Origin of the sequence: Pseudoalteromonas sp. SG41-2 (assembly GCF_014164535.1) — a bacterium.
Classification (GTDB): Bacteria; Pseudomonadota; Gammaproteobacteria; order Enterobacterales; family Alteromonadaceae; genus Pseudoalteromonas; species Pseudoalteromonas rhizosphaerae.
Window position 1 is genome coordinate 21,531 of sequence record NZ_JACJFK010000014.1, and the last position, 20,572, is coordinate 42,102.

Annotated in this window: 16 protein-coding genes and 3 pseudogenes; 8 read left to right on the forward strand and 11 right to left on the reverse strand. The window is 39.4% G+C overall.

Annotation, left to right across the window (positions count from 1 at the left end; genetic code table 11):
- Positions 1–14: 14 nt before the first annotated feature.
- The 4 genes and pseudogenes from H5186_RS12485 to H5186_RS12500 all read left to right on the forward strand — a co-directional run.
- Positions 15–273 (forward strand): annotated as a pseudogene (locus tag H5186_RS12485) (alpha/beta hydrolase family protein); the annotation flags it as partial.
- 71 nt (positions 274–344) lie between these two features.
- A pseudogene (locus tag H5186_RS12490) lies at positions 345–569 on the forward strand (alpha/beta hydrolase family protein); the annotation flags it as partial.
- A 397-nt stretch (positions 570–966) separates the two neighbouring features.
- Positions 967–1,497 (forward strand): transposase, encoded by a 531-nt coding sequence (locus H5186_RS12495; RefSeq protein WP_182794530.1) that lies wholly within the window; start codon positions 967–969, stop codon positions 1,495–1,497.
- 79 nt (positions 1,498–1,576) lie between these two features.
- Positions 1,577–1,939, forward strand: coding sequence for a hypothetical protein (locus H5186_RS12500; protein ID WP_182794531.1), 363 nt, complete (start codon positions 1,577–1,579; stop codon positions 1,937–1,939).
- 129 nt (positions 1,940–2,068) lie between these two features.
- Here the strand turns inward: H5186_RS12500 and H5186_RS12505 are convergent, their stop codons facing one another.
- The 6 genes from H5186_RS12505 to H5186_RS12530 all read right to left on the reverse strand — a co-directional run bounded on the left by H5186_RS12505 (position 2,069) and on the right by H5186_RS12530 (position 7,365).
- Complete coding sequence (locus tag H5186_RS12505) at positions 2,069–2,629, reverse strand: LPP20 family lipoprotein (protein ID WP_145234255.1); 561 nt, start codon at positions 2,627–2,629, stop codon at positions 2,069–2,071.
- Positions 2,619–3,917: a transglycosylase SLT domain-containing protein gene (locus H5186_RS12510; protein WP_182739537.1), complete on the reverse strand. Its 1,299-nt coding sequence runs from the start codon at positions 3,915–3,917 to the stop codon at positions 2,619–2,621. The genes H5186_RS12505 and H5186_RS12510 overlap by 11 nt, the downstream gene beginning before the upstream one ends.
- A 9-nt stretch (positions 3,918–3,926) precedes the next feature.
- Entirely contained in the window at positions 3,927–4,712 is a 786-nt protein-coding gene (locus H5186_RS12515) for an ETEC_3214 domain-containing protein (RefSeq protein WP_145234572.1), read from the reverse strand.
- A gap of 67 nt (positions 4,713–4,779) precedes the next feature.
- Positions 4,780–5,616 carry a TonB-dependent receptor gene (locus tag H5186_RS12520; RefSeq protein WP_220493323.1) on the reverse strand — a complete coding sequence of 279 codons (837 nt, stop codon included), beginning with the start codon at positions 5,614–5,616 and terminating at the stop codon, positions 4,780–4,782.
- A 54-nt stretch (positions 5,617–5,670) separates the two neighbouring features.
- On the reverse strand, positions 5,671–6,738 hold the full coding sequence (locus H5186_RS12525; protein ID WP_145234248.1) for a hypothetical protein: 1,068 nt from the start codon (positions 6,736–6,738) through the stop codon (positions 5,671–5,673).
- Positions 6,739–7,011: 273 nt separating this feature from the next.
- The gene (locus H5186_RS12530; RefSeq protein ID WP_259398737.1) at positions 7,012–7,365 is read right to left on the reverse strand and encodes a MarR family winged helix-turn-helix transcriptional regulator; all 354 of its coding nucleotides are present in this window, start codon (positions 7,363–7,365) and stop codon (positions 7,012–7,014) included.
- Here H5186_RS12530 and H5186_RS12535 point away from each other — a divergent pair.
- A pseudogene (locus H5186_RS12535) lies at positions 7,357–7,542 on the forward strand (hypothetical protein); the annotation flags it as partial. The gene H5186_RS12530 and the pseudogene H5186_RS12535 overlap by 9 nt on opposite strands.
- Before the next feature lie 357 nt (positions 7,543–7,899).
- Positions 7,900–10,632: a choice-of-anchor I family protein gene (locus tag H5186_RS12540; RefSeq protein ID WP_182794532.1), complete on the forward strand. Its 2,733-nt coding sequence runs from the start codon at positions 7,900–7,902 to the stop codon at positions 10,630–10,632.
- Positions 10,633–10,937: 305 nt separating this feature from the next.
- On the opposite strand, the gene H5186_RS12545 is transcribed toward H5186_RS12540, so the two are convergent.
- The 3 genes from H5186_RS12545 to H5186_RS12555 form a co-directional block, all read right to left on the reverse strand.
- Entirely contained in the window at positions 10,938–11,330 is a 393-nt protein-coding gene (locus tag H5186_RS12545) for a GreA/GreB family elongation factor (RefSeq protein WP_182794533.1), read from the reverse strand.
- Positions 11,331–11,561: 231 nt separating this feature from the next.
- Positions 11,562–14,651 (reverse strand): efflux RND transporter permease subunit, encoded by a 3,090-nt coding sequence (locus H5186_RS12550; RefSeq protein ID WP_182739541.1) that lies wholly within the window; start codon positions 14,649–14,651, stop codon positions 11,562–11,564.
- Positions 14,651–15,700, reverse strand: a complete 1,050-nt coding sequence (locus H5186_RS12555) for an efflux RND transporter periplasmic adaptor subunit (RefSeq protein ID WP_182794534.1) — start codon at positions 15,698–15,700, stop codon at positions 14,651–14,653. Before H5186_RS12555 ends, H5186_RS12550 begins: the two co-directional genes overlap by 1 nt.
- Positions 15,701–15,870: 170 nt before the next feature.
- On the opposite strand from H5186_RS12555, the gene H5186_RS12560 reads away from it, so the two are divergent.
- On the forward strand, positions 15,871–16,476 hold the full coding sequence (locus tag H5186_RS12560; RefSeq protein ID WP_182739543.1) for a TetR/AcrR family transcriptional regulator: 606 nt from the start codon (positions 15,871–15,873) through the stop codon (positions 16,474–16,476).
- Positions 16,477–16,493: 17 nt separating this feature from the next.
- Here the strand turns inward: H5186_RS12560 and H5186_RS12565 are convergent, their stop codons facing one another.
- Both H5186_RS12565 and H5186_RS12570 read right to left on the reverse strand, forming a co-directional pair.
- Entirely contained in the window at positions 16,494–17,183 is a 690-nt protein-coding gene (locus H5186_RS12565) for a VC0807 family protein (RefSeq protein ID WP_149980025.1), read from the reverse strand.
- A gap of 107 nt (positions 17,184–17,290) precedes the next feature.
- Positions 17,291–18,199 carry a LysR family transcriptional regulator gene (locus H5186_RS12570; RefSeq protein WP_182717758.1) on the reverse strand — a complete coding sequence of 303 codons (909 nt, stop codon included), beginning with the start codon at positions 18,197–18,199 and terminating at the stop codon, positions 17,291–17,293.
- 120 nt (positions 18,200–18,319) lie between these two features.
- Here H5186_RS12570 and H5186_RS12575 point away from each other — a divergent pair, with 120 nt between their 5' ends.
- Positions 18,320–20,308 (forward strand): ligand-gated channel protein, encoded by a 1,989-nt coding sequence (locus H5186_RS12575; RefSeq protein ID WP_182717759.1) that lies wholly within the window; start codon positions 18,320–18,322, stop codon positions 20,306–20,308.
- Positions 20,309–20,572 lie beyond the last annotated feature (264 nt).

Genomic DNA, 20,572 nt, shown 5'->3' on the forward strand with positions numbered 1-20,572 from the left:
GCTTGTTAATTTAATTACATGGGAAAGAAGACCCACCCTTAATCTCACGGCACCTTCCCGATGCAAAGCGAGCGTATGTACGCTGCGCTCAAAGGTTTAGGTAAAGAAGCGCGTTTAGTGATGCTACCTTACGAAGCTCATGGTTATCGTGCCCGTAAAAGCTTATTACATGTTTTATGGGAACAAGAGCAGTGGCTGGATAAGTACTTGTTAAGTGACGAAGCTCCTGCACGCGATGCTCAAGCAAATACTGAACCTTCTGTTTCAGAGTAAATTGAAAGCGCGGTTTATGCCGCGCTTGTTAATTTAATTATATGGGGAAGAAGACCCACCCTTAATCTCACGGCACCTTCCCGATGCAAAGCGAGCGTATGTACGCTGCGCTAAAAGGTTTAGGTAAAGAAGCGCGTTTAGTGATGCTACCTTACGAAGCTCACGGCTACCGTGCTCGCAAGAGTTTACTGCATGTGCTTTGGGAGCAAGAGCAATGGCTCGAAAAGTACTTGTTAAGTGACGAAGCTCCTGTAAGCGATGCTCAAGCAAATACTGAACCTTCTGTATCAGAGTAAATTCAAAGCGCGGTTTATGCCGCGCTTGTTAATTTAATTATATGGGGAAGAAGACCTAAAGTATTCCCAGAATTAGCCTTTATATATCAATAAACTAACAGTATTAAAAAATGTGGGAAGCGAGGGAACATTCATGGTGTTTTGTGATCTTATGAATCGTCAAAAACAACAGAGCTAAACACCATGAATGCTTTTACTATTTTGCACAATATGCTCCGCGCTGTCACCCCTAAATCAATTCATAAAGCCAGATTTAATACCTTAGTCGCTGCCGTTAAATCTCTATTGCACTGTCAGCAATGCACCTTGACGTCTATCGGTCGCAATTTGAATTCAAAAACAACTGAAAAAACATGATATTAAACGTATTGATCGACTGCTCAGTAACCACGAGCTTTTGCTTGAATCAACAACGGTTTATGTTCACTTAAGCCGTTTTGTGGTCACTGAAAAGCATCCCGTCATTTTGGTTGATTGGAGTCATGCAGATACACAAACCAAATATTGTATTCTGCGTGCCAGCATTGTCAGTGAAGGTCGCTCTTTAATCCTGTATCAGGAAAGTGCATTCAGCTTTCAATATCATTGCCCAAAAGTACAAAAACGGTTCTTGAAGATGCTCAAACTGATCTTGCCGAGTGATTGTCGGCCCGTTATTGTGACGGATGCTGGCTTTAAAGTTCCTTGGCTCAAAGCCGTGCGAAACAATGACTGGCATTATATTAGCCGAGTTCGAGGTACGGCACACTTGAAAACGCAGGGCAGCGATGAGTTTGTTCCATGCCAGTCACTATTCAAGAGCAATCAACGTAAGAGCCAGTATCTTGGCGCGACCGAGTTGACCAAAAGTGCAAAATATCAAACGCATGCAGTGCTGGTTGGTAAGGGGCATAAGTTATTAAAAAGAGATAAAAAAACGTGGTTATAAGGAGCCTTGGCTACTCGTTTCTTCACTTCCAAAAAGGCACCACTTTCTCGAAAAAGTGCTCAAATTATATGGCATGAGAATGCAGATAGAAGCCGGATTTCGAGATCAAAAAAGTGTTAGGTTCGGCTTAGGCTCAGATCTGCACAGAACGAACAAACTCTACCGATTAGACATACTTTTACTGCTCGCAACACTGGTGCATTGGTTCTCAATGATGCTGGGTGCAGTGATAGACAAAGCAGGAAAGACAGGATCTTTTCAAGCTAACTCAAGCAAAAGCAGGCGAGTAGTGTCATGGGCATTTGTTGGGCTGCGATACTTCAAAAAACAGTCCATTAAACTGCACCGGCGAGATTATTTGGAAGGGCTAGCCTATTTCGTGCAAGTGGTAGTGAAACTCGATTGGAAAAATATGGATGTGAGTGATGCGATTGAAAATTAAAGATTATTTTTGGGGATCTCTTAGGAGTTTAATGGTGCTAGTGGGGGTTTGGTTAATACTAGGGTAATTTATTGTAGTTATTTAATTAATATAACAACCCTAACTTATATTAGGGCTGTTATGAAACGCTTATTTATCTAGCGCTTTAAGCTCATCAGTTGTTGTTTTTAATTTGAATTCACGGTAAAGCATATCTTCATCATTAGGGCTTAAATTCTTTCCTGACGTTTCGATTAATTTATCAAATAAAGGCTTAGTATTTTCCATAGTTACAAGCGCACATAACTGTTTCTTTCCATCTAAGCGAGCAAAACCAATTTCTTTAGCAATAGCCCCTACTAAGCTTTGCTCAGCTACCTGTTTACTTATTTGCGTAAATGATGAATTAGTCGTCGTTGAGTCTTGCTGTTGGGTTTGTTTGTTTATTAGTGTATCCATTACTTGCGCTTTAGCACTAATTTGAGTTACTAGATCGGCACGTGCATTGGCAATAGCTTGTGCTCTACTTGCAGCCATATTGCCCGTCCATACTACACAGCTAGATGAAGCCAAACCGCCCTCGGGTGCTGTAGGTTGTAAAACCCAGCTTGGAACAGAATCGTTTTCAGCAAGAGGTTGAGACTTTTGTGGTGTTGTACCACATGCTGTAATAACTCCAGCAACTGCCAATATTAAAAGTTTATTTCGCATGATTTACTTCCTTATTGTTAAGGTTCCATTGTTCTAAGTTTTTTTGATATTGAATATCTAATTTACTTACCTTTTGTAAGTACTTTTTTGTTTCGTCGTACGGTAAATTATCTATAAGTTGTGCGTATACACCTTCGCTATCTAATTGGTTTATTAAGGCTACCGCTTTATTTATATTCGTACTTCTATTTAAGTTAAATGCTTTAGCTACGTTACCAGCGCCAGTATTATAAGCTGCAATGGCACAATATCTTCGGCTTATGGGATTATTAATTTTGCGCAAATATCGAGTCGTTAAAATGTCTAAGTACCCAGCACCGTAAGTTATATTAGTTTTTGGGTCGAATAATTCTTTAGCTGTAGGAGCTATATCCTTTTTAAATTGTCTGCGAGCAACATCTAAGCCTGCTGAGTTTGGCACTATTTGCATTAATCCAAATGCTGGAATATGCGATTTTGCATTAGGATCAAATGACGACTCAGCATGTGAAATAGCTAATAGTAAAGATAATTGATCTTTAGAAAACTGGCTATAATAAGTAACAAAAGGCGCTACTTTTTTTTGTAAATAAGTATCGGGTAGAGCGAAAGTATGCGACTTAATGCGTTTGTAGGTAAGGTTTTGCTCTTTTGTTTTTTTTAGCGCATTATTTAAATTACTAATACGTTGTTCTTTTTCTTTGGTAAGCTGCTCTTTTTGGATATCAATTTGTGCTTTAGGTAATTGCTCGTTTTTATCTAAACTACTCAATGATTGCTCGTGTTGAGAAGTAATTTCATTAATTAATGCGACTTCGCTTTCATGTTTGTCTGGCTGTGCTTTTATATCAACTTTTGCTGTTTTTACTGCTTTATCGAGTAAGCTAGGGTCTTTAAAAATATCAGTTAAAACCGGCGATAATTTAACATTATTTAACAATTGATTTGTTGTTAATGCTTCTTCTTGAGAAGTCGCTTTTAGTCCTGTTTCATTTGAGCCTTCAAGTGTTTGTACAGTCACGGTCGAATTTTGTTCATCAATAATAATACGTGTTTTTTTATCCGCACTATATTCAACACGTTCTAATAATGAGCTTTGTACAGGTCTTGACCAGTTTTGCAATAATCTATCTCTAAATTTATCGTATTCCTCGAGATATGCTTGTCTGAATGCTTGATATTCCAACTGATGATCGTTTTTAAAAGTGGTTTGTTTTGCAAGTTGCTGTTTTTTAAATTCTTCGAACGTCGGCGTGGTAGCCCCGCTGTAAGCACTAAATAAAGCAAAAAATAATAAAGTGTGACGCATTTTTTATCCTTAAAAATAAGCGTTAAATTCATACGTTGTCAGTAATGAATCAGAGATGTATTCACTAGATAGCTCAGATACTGCATAAAATGTAGCCGCAGTGTTAGCAAGTATCTCGGTTGTTTTAGCTAAGGCTTTTTCGTCATCTTGAGTAAGCATTAACTCATCAAGTTTAAATAAAGCTTTTTGCGTTTCATCAAGTAATGGTGCGTAGTTACTAAAGCCAACGCTAAGGTTCAAAAACATACCTTGAGCATTTAACTGTTTTGACTGCATATAATATTTAATATTATGAGAATCAAAATAAAATTCGTTACTTGATTTTATAACATCGCTTAGACTATTAACTCTGAGCATTTTTTTATTAAAAGGTATTAAGGGTGTAAATTCCGGTACCATAGCTTTATCGTATTTTAAACTATGTACGGCGATGCCGACTATACGAGTATTTTTATTAATAAGTGTGAGTAAATATTTCGTATTTTTGTAATACCTATATTCGTAATCAGTATTCAAAGATGATGTTTTAATTACTTGCGGAATACCAATTTTTTTTTCAGCGTAAGGTAAGTAGTTGCCAATATCTAGCGCAGTAATCTTTTTTTCTTCGATTTGGTTCGTAAAGTGAGTAATGAATCCGTTGTACCCTTCAATTATGAGTGCTTTACTATCGGCCCAATTTCCAAGACCCATTAAAGTAACCATAAGTAAAATAAAGTAACCTTTCAATTTAGCTAACAAAGATTTATTTTCTTCAGTGTTAGCCTCAGGCTCTAAGTTATTTCCTACAGACATTTTCATCCTTAAAATATAGTTTATCAGTGTTAAATATAACTGTTTAAAATATGGCTTAATATAATCGCTAATAAGAATTGATAGCAGTATTTTTTAACTTTACAATGCTATTTATTAAATTAGTTGTGCTGTCTTGATTGGCTAAATGAATTAACTCGGTTTTTGAGCGTTTAGAGTAGCTTAAACCTTTTCCTTCAAAACGTTGTTGCCAAATAGACTTTTTGCTTTGTGTATCTATTTGAAGTTTTAACTGTGTAATTACAAGTTTACTTTGTGCTTTTATTATCGAGTTTTTAACTAAATAGGTCACTTCGCAAGCCGAGTTTGTTAATTTATATCCATGCTGTAAAAGTTGCTCAGTGAGTAACTCTGTAAGTTGAGAGCTATTTTCGCCCGTTACTTTTAAGCAACTATTTTTTGCGCCTAGCATTGCTTGTTGCTGTTTTATTTTTTCTTGTTGGCCTTCTTCAAGATCGGCTTTACTAATTGAAATAGCTGCATATACAGTACAGTTAATAGGGTCTACATAACGATCATATACTTTTGCGCTTTTTAATAGCTGATTGGTTTGAGACTCAATCACCGATTTGTAATCAGAATGGCTTACTGTGCTTGACGAGGTGTTTTTAATTATTTCTTTCACTGAAATATCAGTATTTAGTAATTTTGCGAGCTCTTCACGCGCATTTTTAGCTGACCGACGTTCATCAATTGTTTTTAAACCAGAGCATTGTGAAGAGCCTGAACTAGCTAATTTTTCATCATCAACAATATCTATTCCTACCCACTTAGGCTGGGCATTCTTTGCATAGTATGAGCTGCAACTACAATGTGATGCTGCATTAGTAAGGAAAGGACTTAGCGCTATTGCCGCTAATAGTAGTGAGGATGTTCTAGTAGTCATAGTTTTACCAACAGCAATAAGGCCTAACACAAAAGTGGTAGGCCTTAACTTAAATTACAAACGGTTTGAAGTTGTTGCTAGAGTTAGCTTTGCGTTATCCGATTCACGCTCGACAAGCCGTGTTTGGCCTTCAATAACAAACTTAAGTTCGTCAACGTCTAATGTTAAGTTGCTCGCTTTTTCATAATATGCTTTTGCTAATTCTAAATCATTCGCTCTTTCTGCACACACACCATTGTTGTAGTTTATAGCCAGTGACTCTGAATACTGACTTTGAGCTTTTGCAAAGGTTTTGCAGGCGTGGTCAGGCATGTCTTTTTCTGCAAATTCAACAGCGAGGTCTAATAACTCTTCTGCTTTATCAGTTAAATCTGAATCATCAGATTCCATCAACTTTACATTTTTAGTCACTTGGTGTGGTGCAACATCTTGTTTTAATTCTTCTATTACAGCGGCAAGTGCTCTGCCTCGTAATACAGAGTCAGATGGATGAGGGTCGTCACCTTTACATACCTTACTACTTGATAGGCGTGAATATTGTTTAGTAAAAACAATTTGCCCTGTTTCTACAGATACAGCCTTAGGTTTAAAATTTACTTTCGCAATTTTTTCTGAGCACTTAATGGTTATTTCTCTAGACTTCTCACACTTGTACCATTTATCACCTTTTTGTATACATTCACTGTCTTTTTCGTAGTAAGTAGAGGTATCTACATCAGCAGTGTAGTCAGCAGTGATAAGTGTATCTGCGCCTGTAAGTTTACCTAGGCGGGTTCTGTTTTTTGAGTTACTGATATCACTTTCATTAAACCGTTGTTGTTCTATAATTTTACTAAGAGAAGCTTTATCAACAAAGGTAAAGTAAGGTTGGCCATTCACACGAATATTTGAAAGGTTTGTTTCAATTATACCTGTAGATGCGTTTCTGTTATTTGAAATAACTGCAAGACGCTTCATTTTCTCAGTGCCACTTTCTTTAGCCGCTTTTGTGTATGTAATAGGTAATTCAGCAGTTGTGAAAGAGTTATTTAAACTAGCAATACCTCCATTAATAGTTTCAGTAACTACACAGCCAGAGAGCATTACACTTGATACTAAAGCGATTTTTATTCCCTTTATCATACAATTATTCCTTTATTAAGTTAGTGTTCATTTTCACTTTTTAACACTTGTAACTAGATGGGTCAACCTTATAGCTAAAACTCTCATTAAAACGGTTCTTTTTTCTTATTTTAAAAAAGGTACAAGGGGGGAATACCTTTACAATTTAAAAAGATGCATGAATTTTATAACTATAATCGAATCCATCTTTACCTAATTTCATGTAAGAAAAACGACTAAAGTGGCTGTTATCATTCTTTAACTTATTGGATAAGTTTTTAAGTGGGGTGTACTTTATTTAATTGCATTTTCTACTGGGCAACCACGCTTTCTACATACACCTTCGTTACATAGTTTGCATATTTTACGGGCTTTTATCTGCTCGCTTGTTAGGCTGCTAAGCGCTAGTTCTATCAAGCTTAAAAAGCTTTGTTTTTGTTCATCATTAAAGCTATTTAGTATTTTAGAGGTGGCTGTTTCTCGGCTGTTTAGTACTCGTTTAACCCTTTGACTTCCTTTATCAGTTACGTATAAAACAACAGAGCGAGCATCCTTTACCGATTTGCGCCTCTTTACAAGCTCTTCTTTTTCAAGCGTATTTATTAATCTAACCGCACCAGAGTGCGTTAAGCCTAAAACCTTGCTCATTTAGGTAAAGAAGCGCGTTTAGTGATGTTACCTTACGAAGCTCATGGTTATCGTGCTCGTAAGGGTTTACTGCATGTGCTTTGGGAGCAAGAGCAATGGCTGGATAAATACTTGTTAACTGACGAAGCTCCTGCAAACGATGCTCAAGCAAATACTGAACCTTCTGTATCAGAGTAAATTGAAAGCGCGGATTATGCTGCGCTTTTTATGCCAAAAAGTGCCCCTCACAATTTTAAGCATTTTATAAATTTTTTCTATTGCGCAGAGTTACAACCTGATATTCAGTACATCACTACAGCTATTAGTTAGAGAGCAACGGCAAGTAAATTCAACGTAGTTAGAGTTGGAAATTACTACCTGTACGTCTGAATTTTGGTTATTTAGAGTGAGGTGAATTATAAATTAAATCATGATCTTATAGTTTATTCTCGTTCGCAATGTCATCCCATTGACATGATAATTACATCTAGCTGTCAATATTACGCTTTAGGGTATCGTGATTAATTAAAACTAAAACGATACCAAGGAAATGTGATGAAATTGAAACCGATAGTAGGCAGCTTATTAATGCTAGGTCTATTAAGTGGCTGTGATCTAGCAGATGATGATAATGATTTAGAGCCTTTGCGTTACCAACTGATATTAAATATCACAGAGCAAAGTGCTGGAAACGTAGTAATAAGTCCAGAGCGTGCTGATTATGAGCAAGGTGCTATTGTTATGCTAAACGCTCAGGCTGCACAAGGATATAAATTTGTTTCATGGTCTGGCGATATTGGTAATGCAGACTATAGCGCGACTTCTTTAACTCTTACAATGAATAACCATAAAGAGGTTACTGCAACATTTAGCCAAATTACTGAGACACCATCAGCAGGGCAAGTGGTGATCAACGAGGTGCGTTCAAATGAAGGCGGTTATGATTTTATTGAGTTGTTTAATAACTCTGAACAAGCATTTACCTTTAGTGACGCTAATTGGGCAGTAAATGATTTAAAAGGCTTTGAGATTGATAAAGAGCCGGGCATTAAAATTCCACAAGGTACAACCATCGCTGCAGGTGGGTTTTTAGTGATTGCCACAGATCAAACTAGCATTCCATTTGATGCACCAACAGATACTTTAGTTGCCACTGCTGGCGATACTGATTTTGGTTTAGGTAAAGGCGACACCGCATTACTGGTGCACAACAATCAAATTGTAGATAGCGCACATTGGAGTGATGGTAGCCATGTGTCTACATGGGGGCGTTTACCAGATGGTGGTAATTGGCACACTCAAGATGAAGCGCTCGCGCCAACGCCTGGTGCTGCCAATAAATTACCAGCGCCGGTTGATGGTGCAACTGCCGCTAATATTGTGATCAATGAAGTGGTTTCAAAAGGCCGTGATGACGCCGATTTTGATTTTGTTGAGCTGTACAACACATCTTCTGAACCATTTGTTTTTGCAGCTAATGAGTGGGAGTTAGTTGATTTAGACCGTGAAGCGAATAACCAAGCGGGTTTAACTATCCCTGCAGGTACAGAAATTCCTGGCCACGGCTTTATTGTATTATTGCCGAATTTAGTTACGGGTGCTCAGTTACCTAACGGTGCACCCGCAACGGCTATTTTAAATAATAATGAAGACTTTGGCTTAGGCAAAGGCGAAACCATTAAACTAAAATACCAAGGCCAAGTGCATCAACAAGTCAGTTATGGCGATTTCCATGTTAATAGTTATGGCCGTTTTCCTGATGGTATGGAATTTATAGAGCTTGTTGATGAGAATGCGCCACAACTTTATGCCAGCCCTGGACGTAAAAACTTCAAAACTCCTATGCATGTGGGTGCTGCAACTACATTAAATTTCACATCATTTAATGATCAAGAAGCGGCTCTTGAAAGCAAAGGCTTCCGAGTATTTGGTAAAGGTGCAGATTTAGCTGCAGACGTTGAGCCTGAGTATGTCGCCGTATCAGCTGATTCAAGCACTGCATGGGTGTCATTGCAAGAGAATAACGGCCTTGCAAAAATAGACTTAACCACGAAAACTATCACTGATATTTTTCCGCTGGGCTTTAAAGATTATGGTATGGCTGGCAATGAAATCGATGCCAGTGATAAAGATAATATGATCAAACTACAAACCCGCGCAAACGTAGTGGGTATGTATCAACCTGATGGCATCGCAACATTTACACAAGATGGCATAGATTACGTTTTAACTGCCAACGAGGGGGATATACGTGACTGGTTTAGCAACTTCGCTGAAGGTGAGAAAGTTGCAGATATCGTGCTTGATGAGTCGGTATTTACAGACGTAAGTATATTACAAAACAACGTCGAATTAGGGCGTTTATTAGTATCGCAATATGTTGATTCTGATACTGCAGCATCAAGTCATAATAAACTCTATAGTTTTGGTGCACGTTCATTCTCAATCTTCAATGGTGATACCGGTGAGCAGGTGTTTGATAGTGGTTCATCACTTGCCTTTGAAGCTAATAAAGCCGGCGTTTACCCAGATGGTCGCAGTGATGCGAAAGGCACTGAGCCTGAGAGTGTAACAACAGGTATGGTTGCCAATAAGCGCTATGCATTTATTGCTTTAGAGCGTGCTGATGCGGTTGCAGTATATGATATTAGTGATGTTAATGCCGTAAGTTTTGTGCAAATGCTCGTTACCCAAGGTGATGATGCGCCAGAAGGGGTGTTATTTATAACCGCTGATCAAAGCCCAACGTCAAAAGCGCAGCTGGTAGTTGCAAACGAAGACAGTGGTAATATCACCGTCTATAGTGAAAACAACGAAGGCAAGTTTGATTTTGCATCACGCTTGTTAATTGAAGGTGGTGAAGGCGCCGCAGAGATCACGGCTTATGATGCACAAACAAAACGTTTATTCGTAGTAAATAACGGCAGCTTGCTTAACGCTCCTCGTATTGAAGTGATTGATTTTGCTCACCCAAATAACATTGCAACACTTGGCGCAATTGATATTAGCTATTACGGTGCAGGTGTTAATTCTGTCGCAGTATCAAACGGAAAACTTGCCGCTGCGATCGAGTCAGGCGTGAAAACTGATACTGGCGTTGTTGCTATGTTTAACACGAGTAGTTATGAGCTTGAAATGATATCTGCGGTCGGAGCACTGCCAGATATGGTAACTTTCAGTCCCGATGGTAAATTAATCATCACCGCTGACGAAGGCGAACCGAGTGAAGACTATAACGTAGATCCGCTAGGCTCTGTATCAATTATTACCGTGCCAACAATACAGTAGCTAATTCAGTTTTATTTAAACTTCATCTATAACAAAGGTCTCTATTGAGGCCTTTTTTATTAATATATTTAAACGATAAAAGCCCGACATTTTTATAATGCCGAGCTTTGGACTTTATTAAGGTTTCCATGAAACGTTATATGTAAAGTGACAACTCTTTACTTTTCGGTTGTCTTTGTTTTCTCTTTACGTATTTTTCGCTTTTCTTTTAACGTCATTTTTGCTGGTTTTTTAGCTTTTTCTTTACTCATTATAAATAACTCCAATTAAATATATAAAAATTAATAAATAAAAATTGAAATGATTTACTCTATATAATTCTCCTTACTATTAATTGCTAATATTTGCCAAGAGTGAAAACATCCATATTCTTTACACTCAAAAATGTGACCTATTTTATGTCCTAAAAGATCAGTACCTATAGAAGAGTGTAATGACACAACATTATTACATAGCCCCTTTTCTGCAGCCGGAACTAAGCTTATACGGCGTTTATAACCCGTATCAGTATGCTGGATGACTACGGTACAGCCAATTTGTACATGTGGGCTAAACTTTGACCAAGGTCGTTTTGAATACTCTATTTTTTGCAACACATGCGCGAGTTTCAGCGGATGTAAAAATGCTGAACTTTGGCTTAAATAGTTTTTATACTTATAAAAAGCAGGGGTTTTGTACCCGAACAGAAAAGCAAACACGGACTATACCTCCACGAAAACTGAACCGAACTTAAATTTAAAATAATACAGTGAGACTGCCGAGTGTAAGGGTTACACTCGGCTTAGATGTCGAAGGTGAGATTTGTTTTTTGTGGGTGAGATATTAATATAAACATGATGTTCCTCTTATTTAAAGTAATCATACCTCATAAAAATATTATATCAATGGTGTTTTATAATTTAAAAATAAAGATATTAATTTTAAATTCACTAGTGTGCGTTAATTCCATGCTTTTTTGTGCGTAGCGTGCGTTTTGATACTAAATAATATGCCACAGGAACAAAGTAAAATGACAACACAGTGGTTAATACAGTACCACCTGCGATAGCGACGGCAAACGGAGGCCAAAAACCTCCGCCGGCGAGTATGAGTGGTAAAAAGCCACCAACGGTGGTGATAGTCGTGGAGCTGATATGGCGTGAGCAAGTCATCACAGCGGCAACGATTTTGTTTTTATCAGTGAGGGCTTGCAGTGAATTTAACTCTGATAAAATGACAATGGCGGCATTTATGGCCAGTCCCATTAAGCCCAATAAACCAATGATCACAGTAAAACCAAACGGGTAGCCAGCAATAAATACACTGAGCAAGCCCAGCATTGCAGCTTGCAGGGCGTTTATTAAGATTAGCCCTGTGGTGGTAAATGAATTAAATGACATCACCAGTACGGTGATCAATAACACGACAATAATCCCCACTTGGCCAAGCAATTTACCAACCGCTTCGTTGCGTTTTTGCGACTCACCACCGAGCTCTAATCTGTAGCCATGGGGTAATACAAAGCCTGATTGTGCAATGGTGGCGGTCATTTCATTCAGTACGGTTTGCGGTAATACGCCAGTTGCTAAATAAGCTTCGATAATATTAACACGTTCACCGTCACGGCGAGCGATAGAGCCACGAGAAGGGCTCAGTGTTGCACTGGCAAATGATTCAACCACTAGCGGTTGTGCAGTATCTATTTGGTTTGAACTAGCTGGCGTATTTAACTGCGTACTAAATAGCGAGCTAATATCATCTCGGCGCTTATCTGCAACTCTAACACGTACGGGAACGGTTTCGGTATTATCAATAATACTGCCGACCACGACACCATTGAACTGGTTTTGTAGTTGGGTTGCCATGTTACTTAGGCTTAATCCTGCATGAGTCAGCGCTGCTTCATCGGTGTTTAACCATAGTTTAGGCGAGCCCGACAATAAGGTTGGACGGGTGTGGGTTATATCGTTATGAGCAATGAGCTGCGTGCGTAATTGTTGGCCCAGTTCAGAGAGAGTATCTAGGCTTGGGCCATAAATACGCATTTCAATTGGTGCATTGAATGGTGGACCTTGCTCAAGCTTTCTGACTAAAGTTTGTGCGTTTGGAAATGCTTTATCAAGTTGTATTTGCAAGCTTTTTATTAACTCGTTGGCACGTTTAAAGTCGGTTACTTTTACCATCGCTTGCGCATAGTTGTTGGCGCCGCGATTACGCTGGAGCATATTATAGTAAAAGCTTGGGAAATTAGTTCCGATCATCCAATCGAGCTTTTCAATGCCTTCAGATTGCCGAATTAGTTGATCCATTTTCTCTATGGCTTGTCGAGTTGATGTAATACTCACATGAGGGGCAAAATGCACTTCAATTTGAAACATATCGCGATCTGAGGGCGGGAAAAACTGCTCGGTGAGTTGTCCTGCCCCAAAAAAACCGGCAACAGGGAGTATAAAGACCAGTAGTAAAGTGAGTATTGGTTTTTCTAGGCTACGTTTTAACGTTGCTTCAAAGCGTTTACTGAGTTTAGGTGTGCGTATACCTTGATAAAAGATACCAGTACGCTGTTCGTTATTGATAAATTGCCCTGCAAATACCACCACTAAAGAGTGTGAAATCAGGTATGAACCAATTAAGGCAAAAATAACACTTAAGGCAATACCGCCAATAAACTCTCCTGCAGCACCTGGCATCAACACAATCGGTGCAAACGCTAAAATAGTTGTTAGAGTTGAGCCAAGCAGTGGAAGCCAAAAATGTGCCACGGCTTTTTCTACTGCGGCTAAAGCTGTTAGGCCTTGTTGGCGAAAGCGCTGAACAGCATCGGTGATCACAATGGCGTTATCAACCATAATGCCCAGGGCCACGACTAAACCGGTAACCGACATTTGATGAATAGGTAAGCCATAGAGCTGCATACTTACTAACGTAAACAATACGGTTAAAGGTAACGCGGTGCCGACAACTAGAGCAGCTTTAAAACCTAAAGTGATAAATAGTACCACTAGAATAAGCACAAACCCCACGGTAATATTGCTGAGTAAATCGGCTAAACGAGTTTGGGTATAACCGCGTTGATCAAAAATATCTTGGAGTAAAATTTGGCTTGGTAAGTCTTGGCTAAAGTTATCGATGGCGACATCAACACGCTTAGAAAAAGTATCGATACGCAAGTTTGGTAACATGCGGATCGCAATATAAATACCGGGTTTTCCATCAATTAATGCAATTTCGTTCACGGGTGTTTTTACTGATCGAGTAATTTGGGCTACATCAGAGAGTTGATATTGCCCTGCATTTTGATTACTACTTAGTGGAATTGCGCCAATGCGAGCAATCGAGTCAAACGCACCGGTCACTTCAATTTGCATTTGCGATTTGTCATTTGTAAGGGTACCAGCGGCTACTTTTGCATCTGCACCTTGAATAGCTGCATGAATATGCGCTAAAGGAATACCGGCTAAACTGGCTTTTTGTTGATCAACCGCAACTAAAATTTCCTCATCAACTTGGCCAAAAAAATGCACCAACTCCACACCCGAAACATTACGCAATTGATTTTGCAGCTCTTTTGCATAGCGATTAACCGTTGCTAATGTGGTTATATCGTCATTGGCGTTAAGCGATAAGATACGAGTATAAGCATAGCCACGCTCGTCATCTAGTAGCGGTGATGAAGCATTTACTGGCAACTGGTTGTTGACATCACCTAATAAATCACGCATTCGCGACCAAATGGGTTTAACGTTCGTGACTTCGTCTTTTAGCTCAATGGTGATCACTGAGAGCCCAGGACGAGAAATCGACGATAAATGCTTTACTTCAGCTTGGGATTTTAGTTTTTGTTCGATTTTTTCACTTATTTGCACCTCAACTCGTTCAGCACTGGCGCCAGGTAAAGCGGTGGTTACGATAGCGATACGATTAGTTATTCGAGGATCTTCACTGCGTGCTAAGCCACTGATCGCAGCTAAACCACTAACGATAAGTAACGCCACTAAAAGCGCTTGGACACGCCCGTGATTAAATAAATAGCGGATCATCACAGCACCTTGGTTGGTTGATTTGCAACAACATTAACCGAAATGTTGGCCGACAGCTTATGCATGCCATTGGCAACAATTTGCGCACCATTGTGTAATGGGGCGCCAATAAACGCATAGCCATCATGGGCATAATAAAGCTGCACAATGATAGGTTTTAGTACCTTGTTTTTTATTTGATAAACCTGCCAAGTACCGCGCACACCATCGGCAAGGGCATCAAGAGGCACCCAAAAACCGCTTTGTTGCTGATATTGTTGCACTGTTAATTTTGCTAATTGACCAGCATAAACAACTGCGCTACTTGGCAAAGCAAAGCGCATTGTTAAGGTTTGTGTATGTGGGTCGATACTCGCTCCTTTACTGATAGATTGTGCAGTAAAGTTTTGTCCGGCAATCTCAATGTCCATGCTATTTTGGATGGTGCTTTGCAGTGTCAGTGGGATCCCCATGCTAACTTGCGCATGTTGGTTTTCGATTAAACGCACAATCGGTGTACTGGCTGCAACAATTTCACCTTGTGAGGCAAAGCGCTGGCCTAAAATACCGTTGAATGGCGCGGTTAAATGTGCCTTTTCAGTGCGGATACTGACTTCATTCAAGCTTGCTGCTATTGCGGCTAGTTCTGCGTTAAGTACAGCGATATTGGTTTTAACTTGGTCAAGTGCCGAGGTGGCCGAGTAGTTCTTTTTATCAAGTTCTGCTAAACGCTTTTTTTCAAGTTCAGCGAAGGTAAGTTGTGCTTGAATTCGTTGTTTTTGCGCCTGGAGTTTTTGTTCTTCGATAACTAAAAGCTGCGTATTTTGGCGTGCAATAATATCGCCTTGTTTTACTTGCTCGCCTTGATCAAAATAAATTTGTGCAATTTTTCCTGGAAATTCAAAACTCAACTTTGCATCGTTTTGTATGATCACTTTGCCACTAAGCGTACGTGTTTGATAATAGCCCGCCTCTTGTTGTACTGTGTAGGCAGCTACATGAACCAGACTTTCGCCGTAACATATAAATGGTGTGAATAAAATGAATGCACTAAGCAGATATTTTTTCATTATAATATCCTTATTTATCGCCATGTTAAATCAGCGTGGTTAGTCAGGTGCATTAAACACAGTTATGCTTTGTGCTAGACGCAGAATGATTTAGAATTGGACTCAAGAGTCTAATTTTGTATAAATATAAATCAATCAAACTAGACTGTCTAGTTTGATTTGAGGTGAAAATGGAAATAACTACCCTAAGTCGGTCAGAACAAAAACGACAACAAATTATTACAGCTGCAACGACCTTGTTCATGGATAAAGGCTTTCCTAATACCAGCATGGATCAAATTGCTAAATTAGCCCAAGTATCTAAACAAACGGTTTATAGTCATTTCAAAGACAAAAATAATCTATTTGTTGAAACTGTAACAGCGCATTGTTCCTCCTCAAACTTACGTAAAGAGCGTTTTGAGCCATCGCAAAGCCTTGAGGAAAACTTACTACGTGTTGTGACTAATTTTATTACACTGGTATTTTCACCCGAGGCATTGAAAGTATACGACACGTGCGTAGCGCACAAGGATGAATACCCTGAGTTGGCCTTATTGTTTTATGACGCTGCCCCTAAAGTAGTGATGCAGCAGGTAGAGGTCTGCTTATGTAGTATTGCACAGGCGGGCTTGCTTGATATCGACAACCCTAAGTTTGCCACGTTACAGTTACTGGGCATGGCCACAGGTGATTGGAAATTACGCCATGCACTTGGGCACGCAAAAATTAATGATGTACCGCCAGCAGCATATATTGAAGATTGCGTAAGGCGGTTTATTAAAATGTATCGCTAAGGCTTTTGAGTAACCACTTACTGCAATATAAATTCATCGATAGGTTGTTTAGTTAATTTACCTATTTGCTTAAAAATGAAAATAATTGCTCCGCCTAATAGCACCATAGTCGGCGCCACAATGACTGGGTAGCTTAACCAAGTCATACGTCCTAACTCTTCGGCATAAGCTGTGGTGCCTGGCATACTAACAACAATACTTTTTGCTAAAAAGTAGTTGAGTGTTGCAGATAAAAAGAACGCACTGGCAACAATAAAACCGGCAAGACGCATTTTTGCATCAAATACCGCGGTGTTGTTTTGTTGCTCTAACGAATGCATAAGTTTATCAATATCAAGCAATTCAGGATTAATTAGTAATTTACGGATCAGCGGATAAGGGGTGTACTGGCTGATCAATACAATCACACCAATAATTGCTGGTACCATCGCTTCTTTAATCGCGATATAAGCTGGGTCAAGTTCAAATAAACTGATACCGCCAGTAAGTAGTACGCTGATAATGCCAAGTACTGAGAAAAAGTTTACTTTGCCTGATTGTTTAAGTTCCCACAAACCAAATAACAGCGGAAAAGCAAGTGCTACCACTACTGCCCATACCGGGCCTAACGTATCAGGTGTACTAAAGCGGCTTAAAATCACCGCAGGTAAAATAATATTAAAAATTATATTACTGAAAAAATTACTCTTCTTTTTTGCCGCTGTCATTATGCATCAATCATTGGTATTCAATACATAAAGTATATACACAAGTTACTTTAAGATATAGACCCGCTGTGTTGCAGTAGTTACAAGTAAGTTTAGGATAATTTGCTTTATGCAGACTGCTTTAATGAATCTGAGATTTCATCACAGTGCTGTTTTAAAATTTCGATAGCCACTTTGGTTTTACCTGCCAAAATATCTCTTGCTGGGGTAATTGCATACACACTGTAGGTTGGCAGTTGCCAGTCAGTGCATAACTCAACGAGTTCTCCTTCTAGCAATAATGATTGTACTTCTGGCTTTGGTAAAATTGCATAACCAACGCCATCACACACTAATTGAATAATACTGTGCATGTTATTAACCACGATACGTGGTTTTGGGAGCGCTTTTTTTTGGCTGTTTAAACTATGCGTTAATGGGTGATCTGCAGTGCAATGCGAGATACGAGTATAATGGTTTAACTGCCAAGGCGACAGTGTGCAATGCTCAGCCAATGGGTGACTTTTATGTACACATAATACGAGTGGCCACTTCGCCAAAGGCCGAGCAACTAAACTTGAATCATCCAGCGGGCCAATCGCTATAGCCAAATCAGCGCCCGACTTTATTATATCAAGGGGTTCGTCAGATAAAGTCAGTTGCACATCAAAATAAGGGTACTGGTTGGTTAATTTTTTAAGCGGTTCACTTAATATTCCGCCACCAAATCCAACCGGTGCTACTAACTTTAATTGACCACTAGGGCTGTTTTGTAAAAATTGCAGCTTTTCACCAGCTTGTTTTGCAGCGGTGAGGATGGTTACACAGCTTTGATAATAAATCTCGCCAGCCTCGGTGAGTGTCAGTTCTCGTGGACTGCGATTAAATAAGCTCAACTTAATATCAAGCTCTATTTGTTTGATTTGTTGGCTAATTGCTGATGTGGTCATGGCAAGATCAACTGCGGCTTTACTCATACTACCCGTTTCAACAATGCGCACAAATACAGTTAATGCGCGAAGTAATTTTGTATTCATTTGGTTAAGTCTTACTTAATACTGTTTTAAGAAAATACACATTGTAGAAAAAGGAACATCTCACTACCATGCAAACGCTAATTATTATCATTTAAACTGCATTTGTCACGGAGAAAAATCATGAACACGGTAAGTTGTAAGTTAATACCGTTAACTAGCGCCATTTTAACCGCGCTTAGTTTATCCAGCTCAATAGTGTTAGCTGATGAAACGAAACAAGATATGGAAGTTATCGTGGTATCAGCGTCAGGTTATGAGCAAATGTTAAAGGACGCGCCAGCAAGCATCAGTGTGATTGATCGCGCAGATCTGGAAAAACGCTTTTATCGTGACTTAACCGATGCAATGACCGATGTTCCTGGAGTTGTGGTTACCGGCGGTGGCGATCGCAAAGATATAAGCTTGCGAGGCATGGCTAGCCAATACACATTAATTTTAGTTGATGGCCAGCGACAATCATCACGTGAAACAAGGCCAAACAGTGATGGACCAGGTGTTGAAGGTGCATGGACACCGCCAATCTCTGCAATTGAACGCATTGAAGTGATACGTGGGCCTATGTCGTCCTTGTATGGCTCAGACGCTATCGGTGGGGTGATAAACATTATTACTCGAAAAACACCCCTGCAGTGGTATGGTGAGCTGCGTTTAGACAGTACAGTTCAACAAAGTAGCGACTCAGGTAATACTAATCAAGGTAGTTTTTTCGCAGCTGGTGGACTTGTCCCAGAATTATTAGGTGTGCAATTATATGGGCAGTTTTCAAAACGTGACGAAGATAACTTTACTTCAGGCTTTAGGGGCAAAGAGCAAAGTAACCTTAAAGCAAAGTTTATTTTAACGCCAAACGATAATCACGAAATAATGCTAGAGGTTGGCAGCGCGCAGCAAAAATTTGAAAACACACTGGGTAAAACAGTTGAACCATTGGCGCCGGGTGAAAGCTGTGGCCGAAGAGGTTGCCCAGAATCATCGACAACAGAGTATGAGCAACAAACTTACTCGTTAACCCATAACGGTTATTATGACTTTGGTAACTCGCGCAGCTATTTAAAATACGATAAGTACGATAATACTTCTCGTGAAATGTTTGTTGAAAACACGGATGCGCAAACCAGTTGGACTTTACCGATTTTTGCCGGTCATAACGCGACGCTTGGTGCAGCCTACTTAAAAGAAGTGCTTGATGATTACACGAGTAATAGGATCAGCGAGTTAACCCATGTAGAAAATAAACAGTGGTCGGTATTTGCTGAGGATGAGTGGAGCACCAGCGACAAATTTAAGCTCACCACAGGTTTGCGTTACGACCACGACGATAATTTTTCAGGCCATTGGAGTCCACGTTTATATGGTGTTTATACCGCCTCTAAGGCTATCACTATCAAAGGTGGTATTTCGACAGGTTTTAGAGCGCCTAATATTCGTCAATCAAATGCAGACTGGGGACAAGTAAGTCGAGGCGGCAATATCTATGGCAACCCAGATCTTAGTCCTGAAAAGTCATTGAATTATGAAATGGGTATTTATTACGATCCACGTGGTGATTACACAATCTCAAGTACGGTGTTTTACAATGAGTTTGATGACAAAATTACGCGAATTGCATGCCCACTTACGCAATGCACGGATGGCCAAAATCAGTTTGGTTCAGATCCGACAACCTATGTAAATGTTGATGAAGCCGTGACTCAAGGGTTTGAATTTTCAGTTTCTTACGACTTAACCAGCGATTTAGGTTTAAGCGCTAATTACACTTATACCGATTCTGAGCAAAAAACCGGGCAATATAAAGGCAGTCCTCTCAATCAGTTACCTAAACATATAGTGCAAACATCGTTAAACTGGCAGCCAAGCGATAAGTTAGGGGGGTGGTTACGTGTGCATTATCGTGGTGAGGAAAGTCAACCAACCACAGGACCTTCACAAAGCAGCCTAATTGCACCTAACTACACGTTAGCCGATGTGGGTGGTAATTATGTTTTGACTAAAAGCGTAAAGTTAGGCTTTGGTATTTATAACCTATTTGATAAAGATATCACTGAGAATGAATATGGTTATGTCGAAGACGGACGCCGTTATTGGGCATCGCTCGGGTGGCAGTTTTAATGCATACCACTTAGTAACCCCTGCTTAGGTTAAGTAATAAGGTCTCAATTGAGGCCTTATTTTATAAATGGAGCTTTATAACTAACTGAAAATATAAATAAACTATTGCTGATGAAAAGTTTCTACTCTAAAGTTAGGGTAGCGTGTGTTTCTATTTCGAAGTTTGCAGCAATGTGTTTGGCTTTTAGGCTAGGCTGAGCTTATGTAGTGTGGTAATTCCCCATAAATAGGCGATAACGCAGCATAACTGGCAAACATACTATG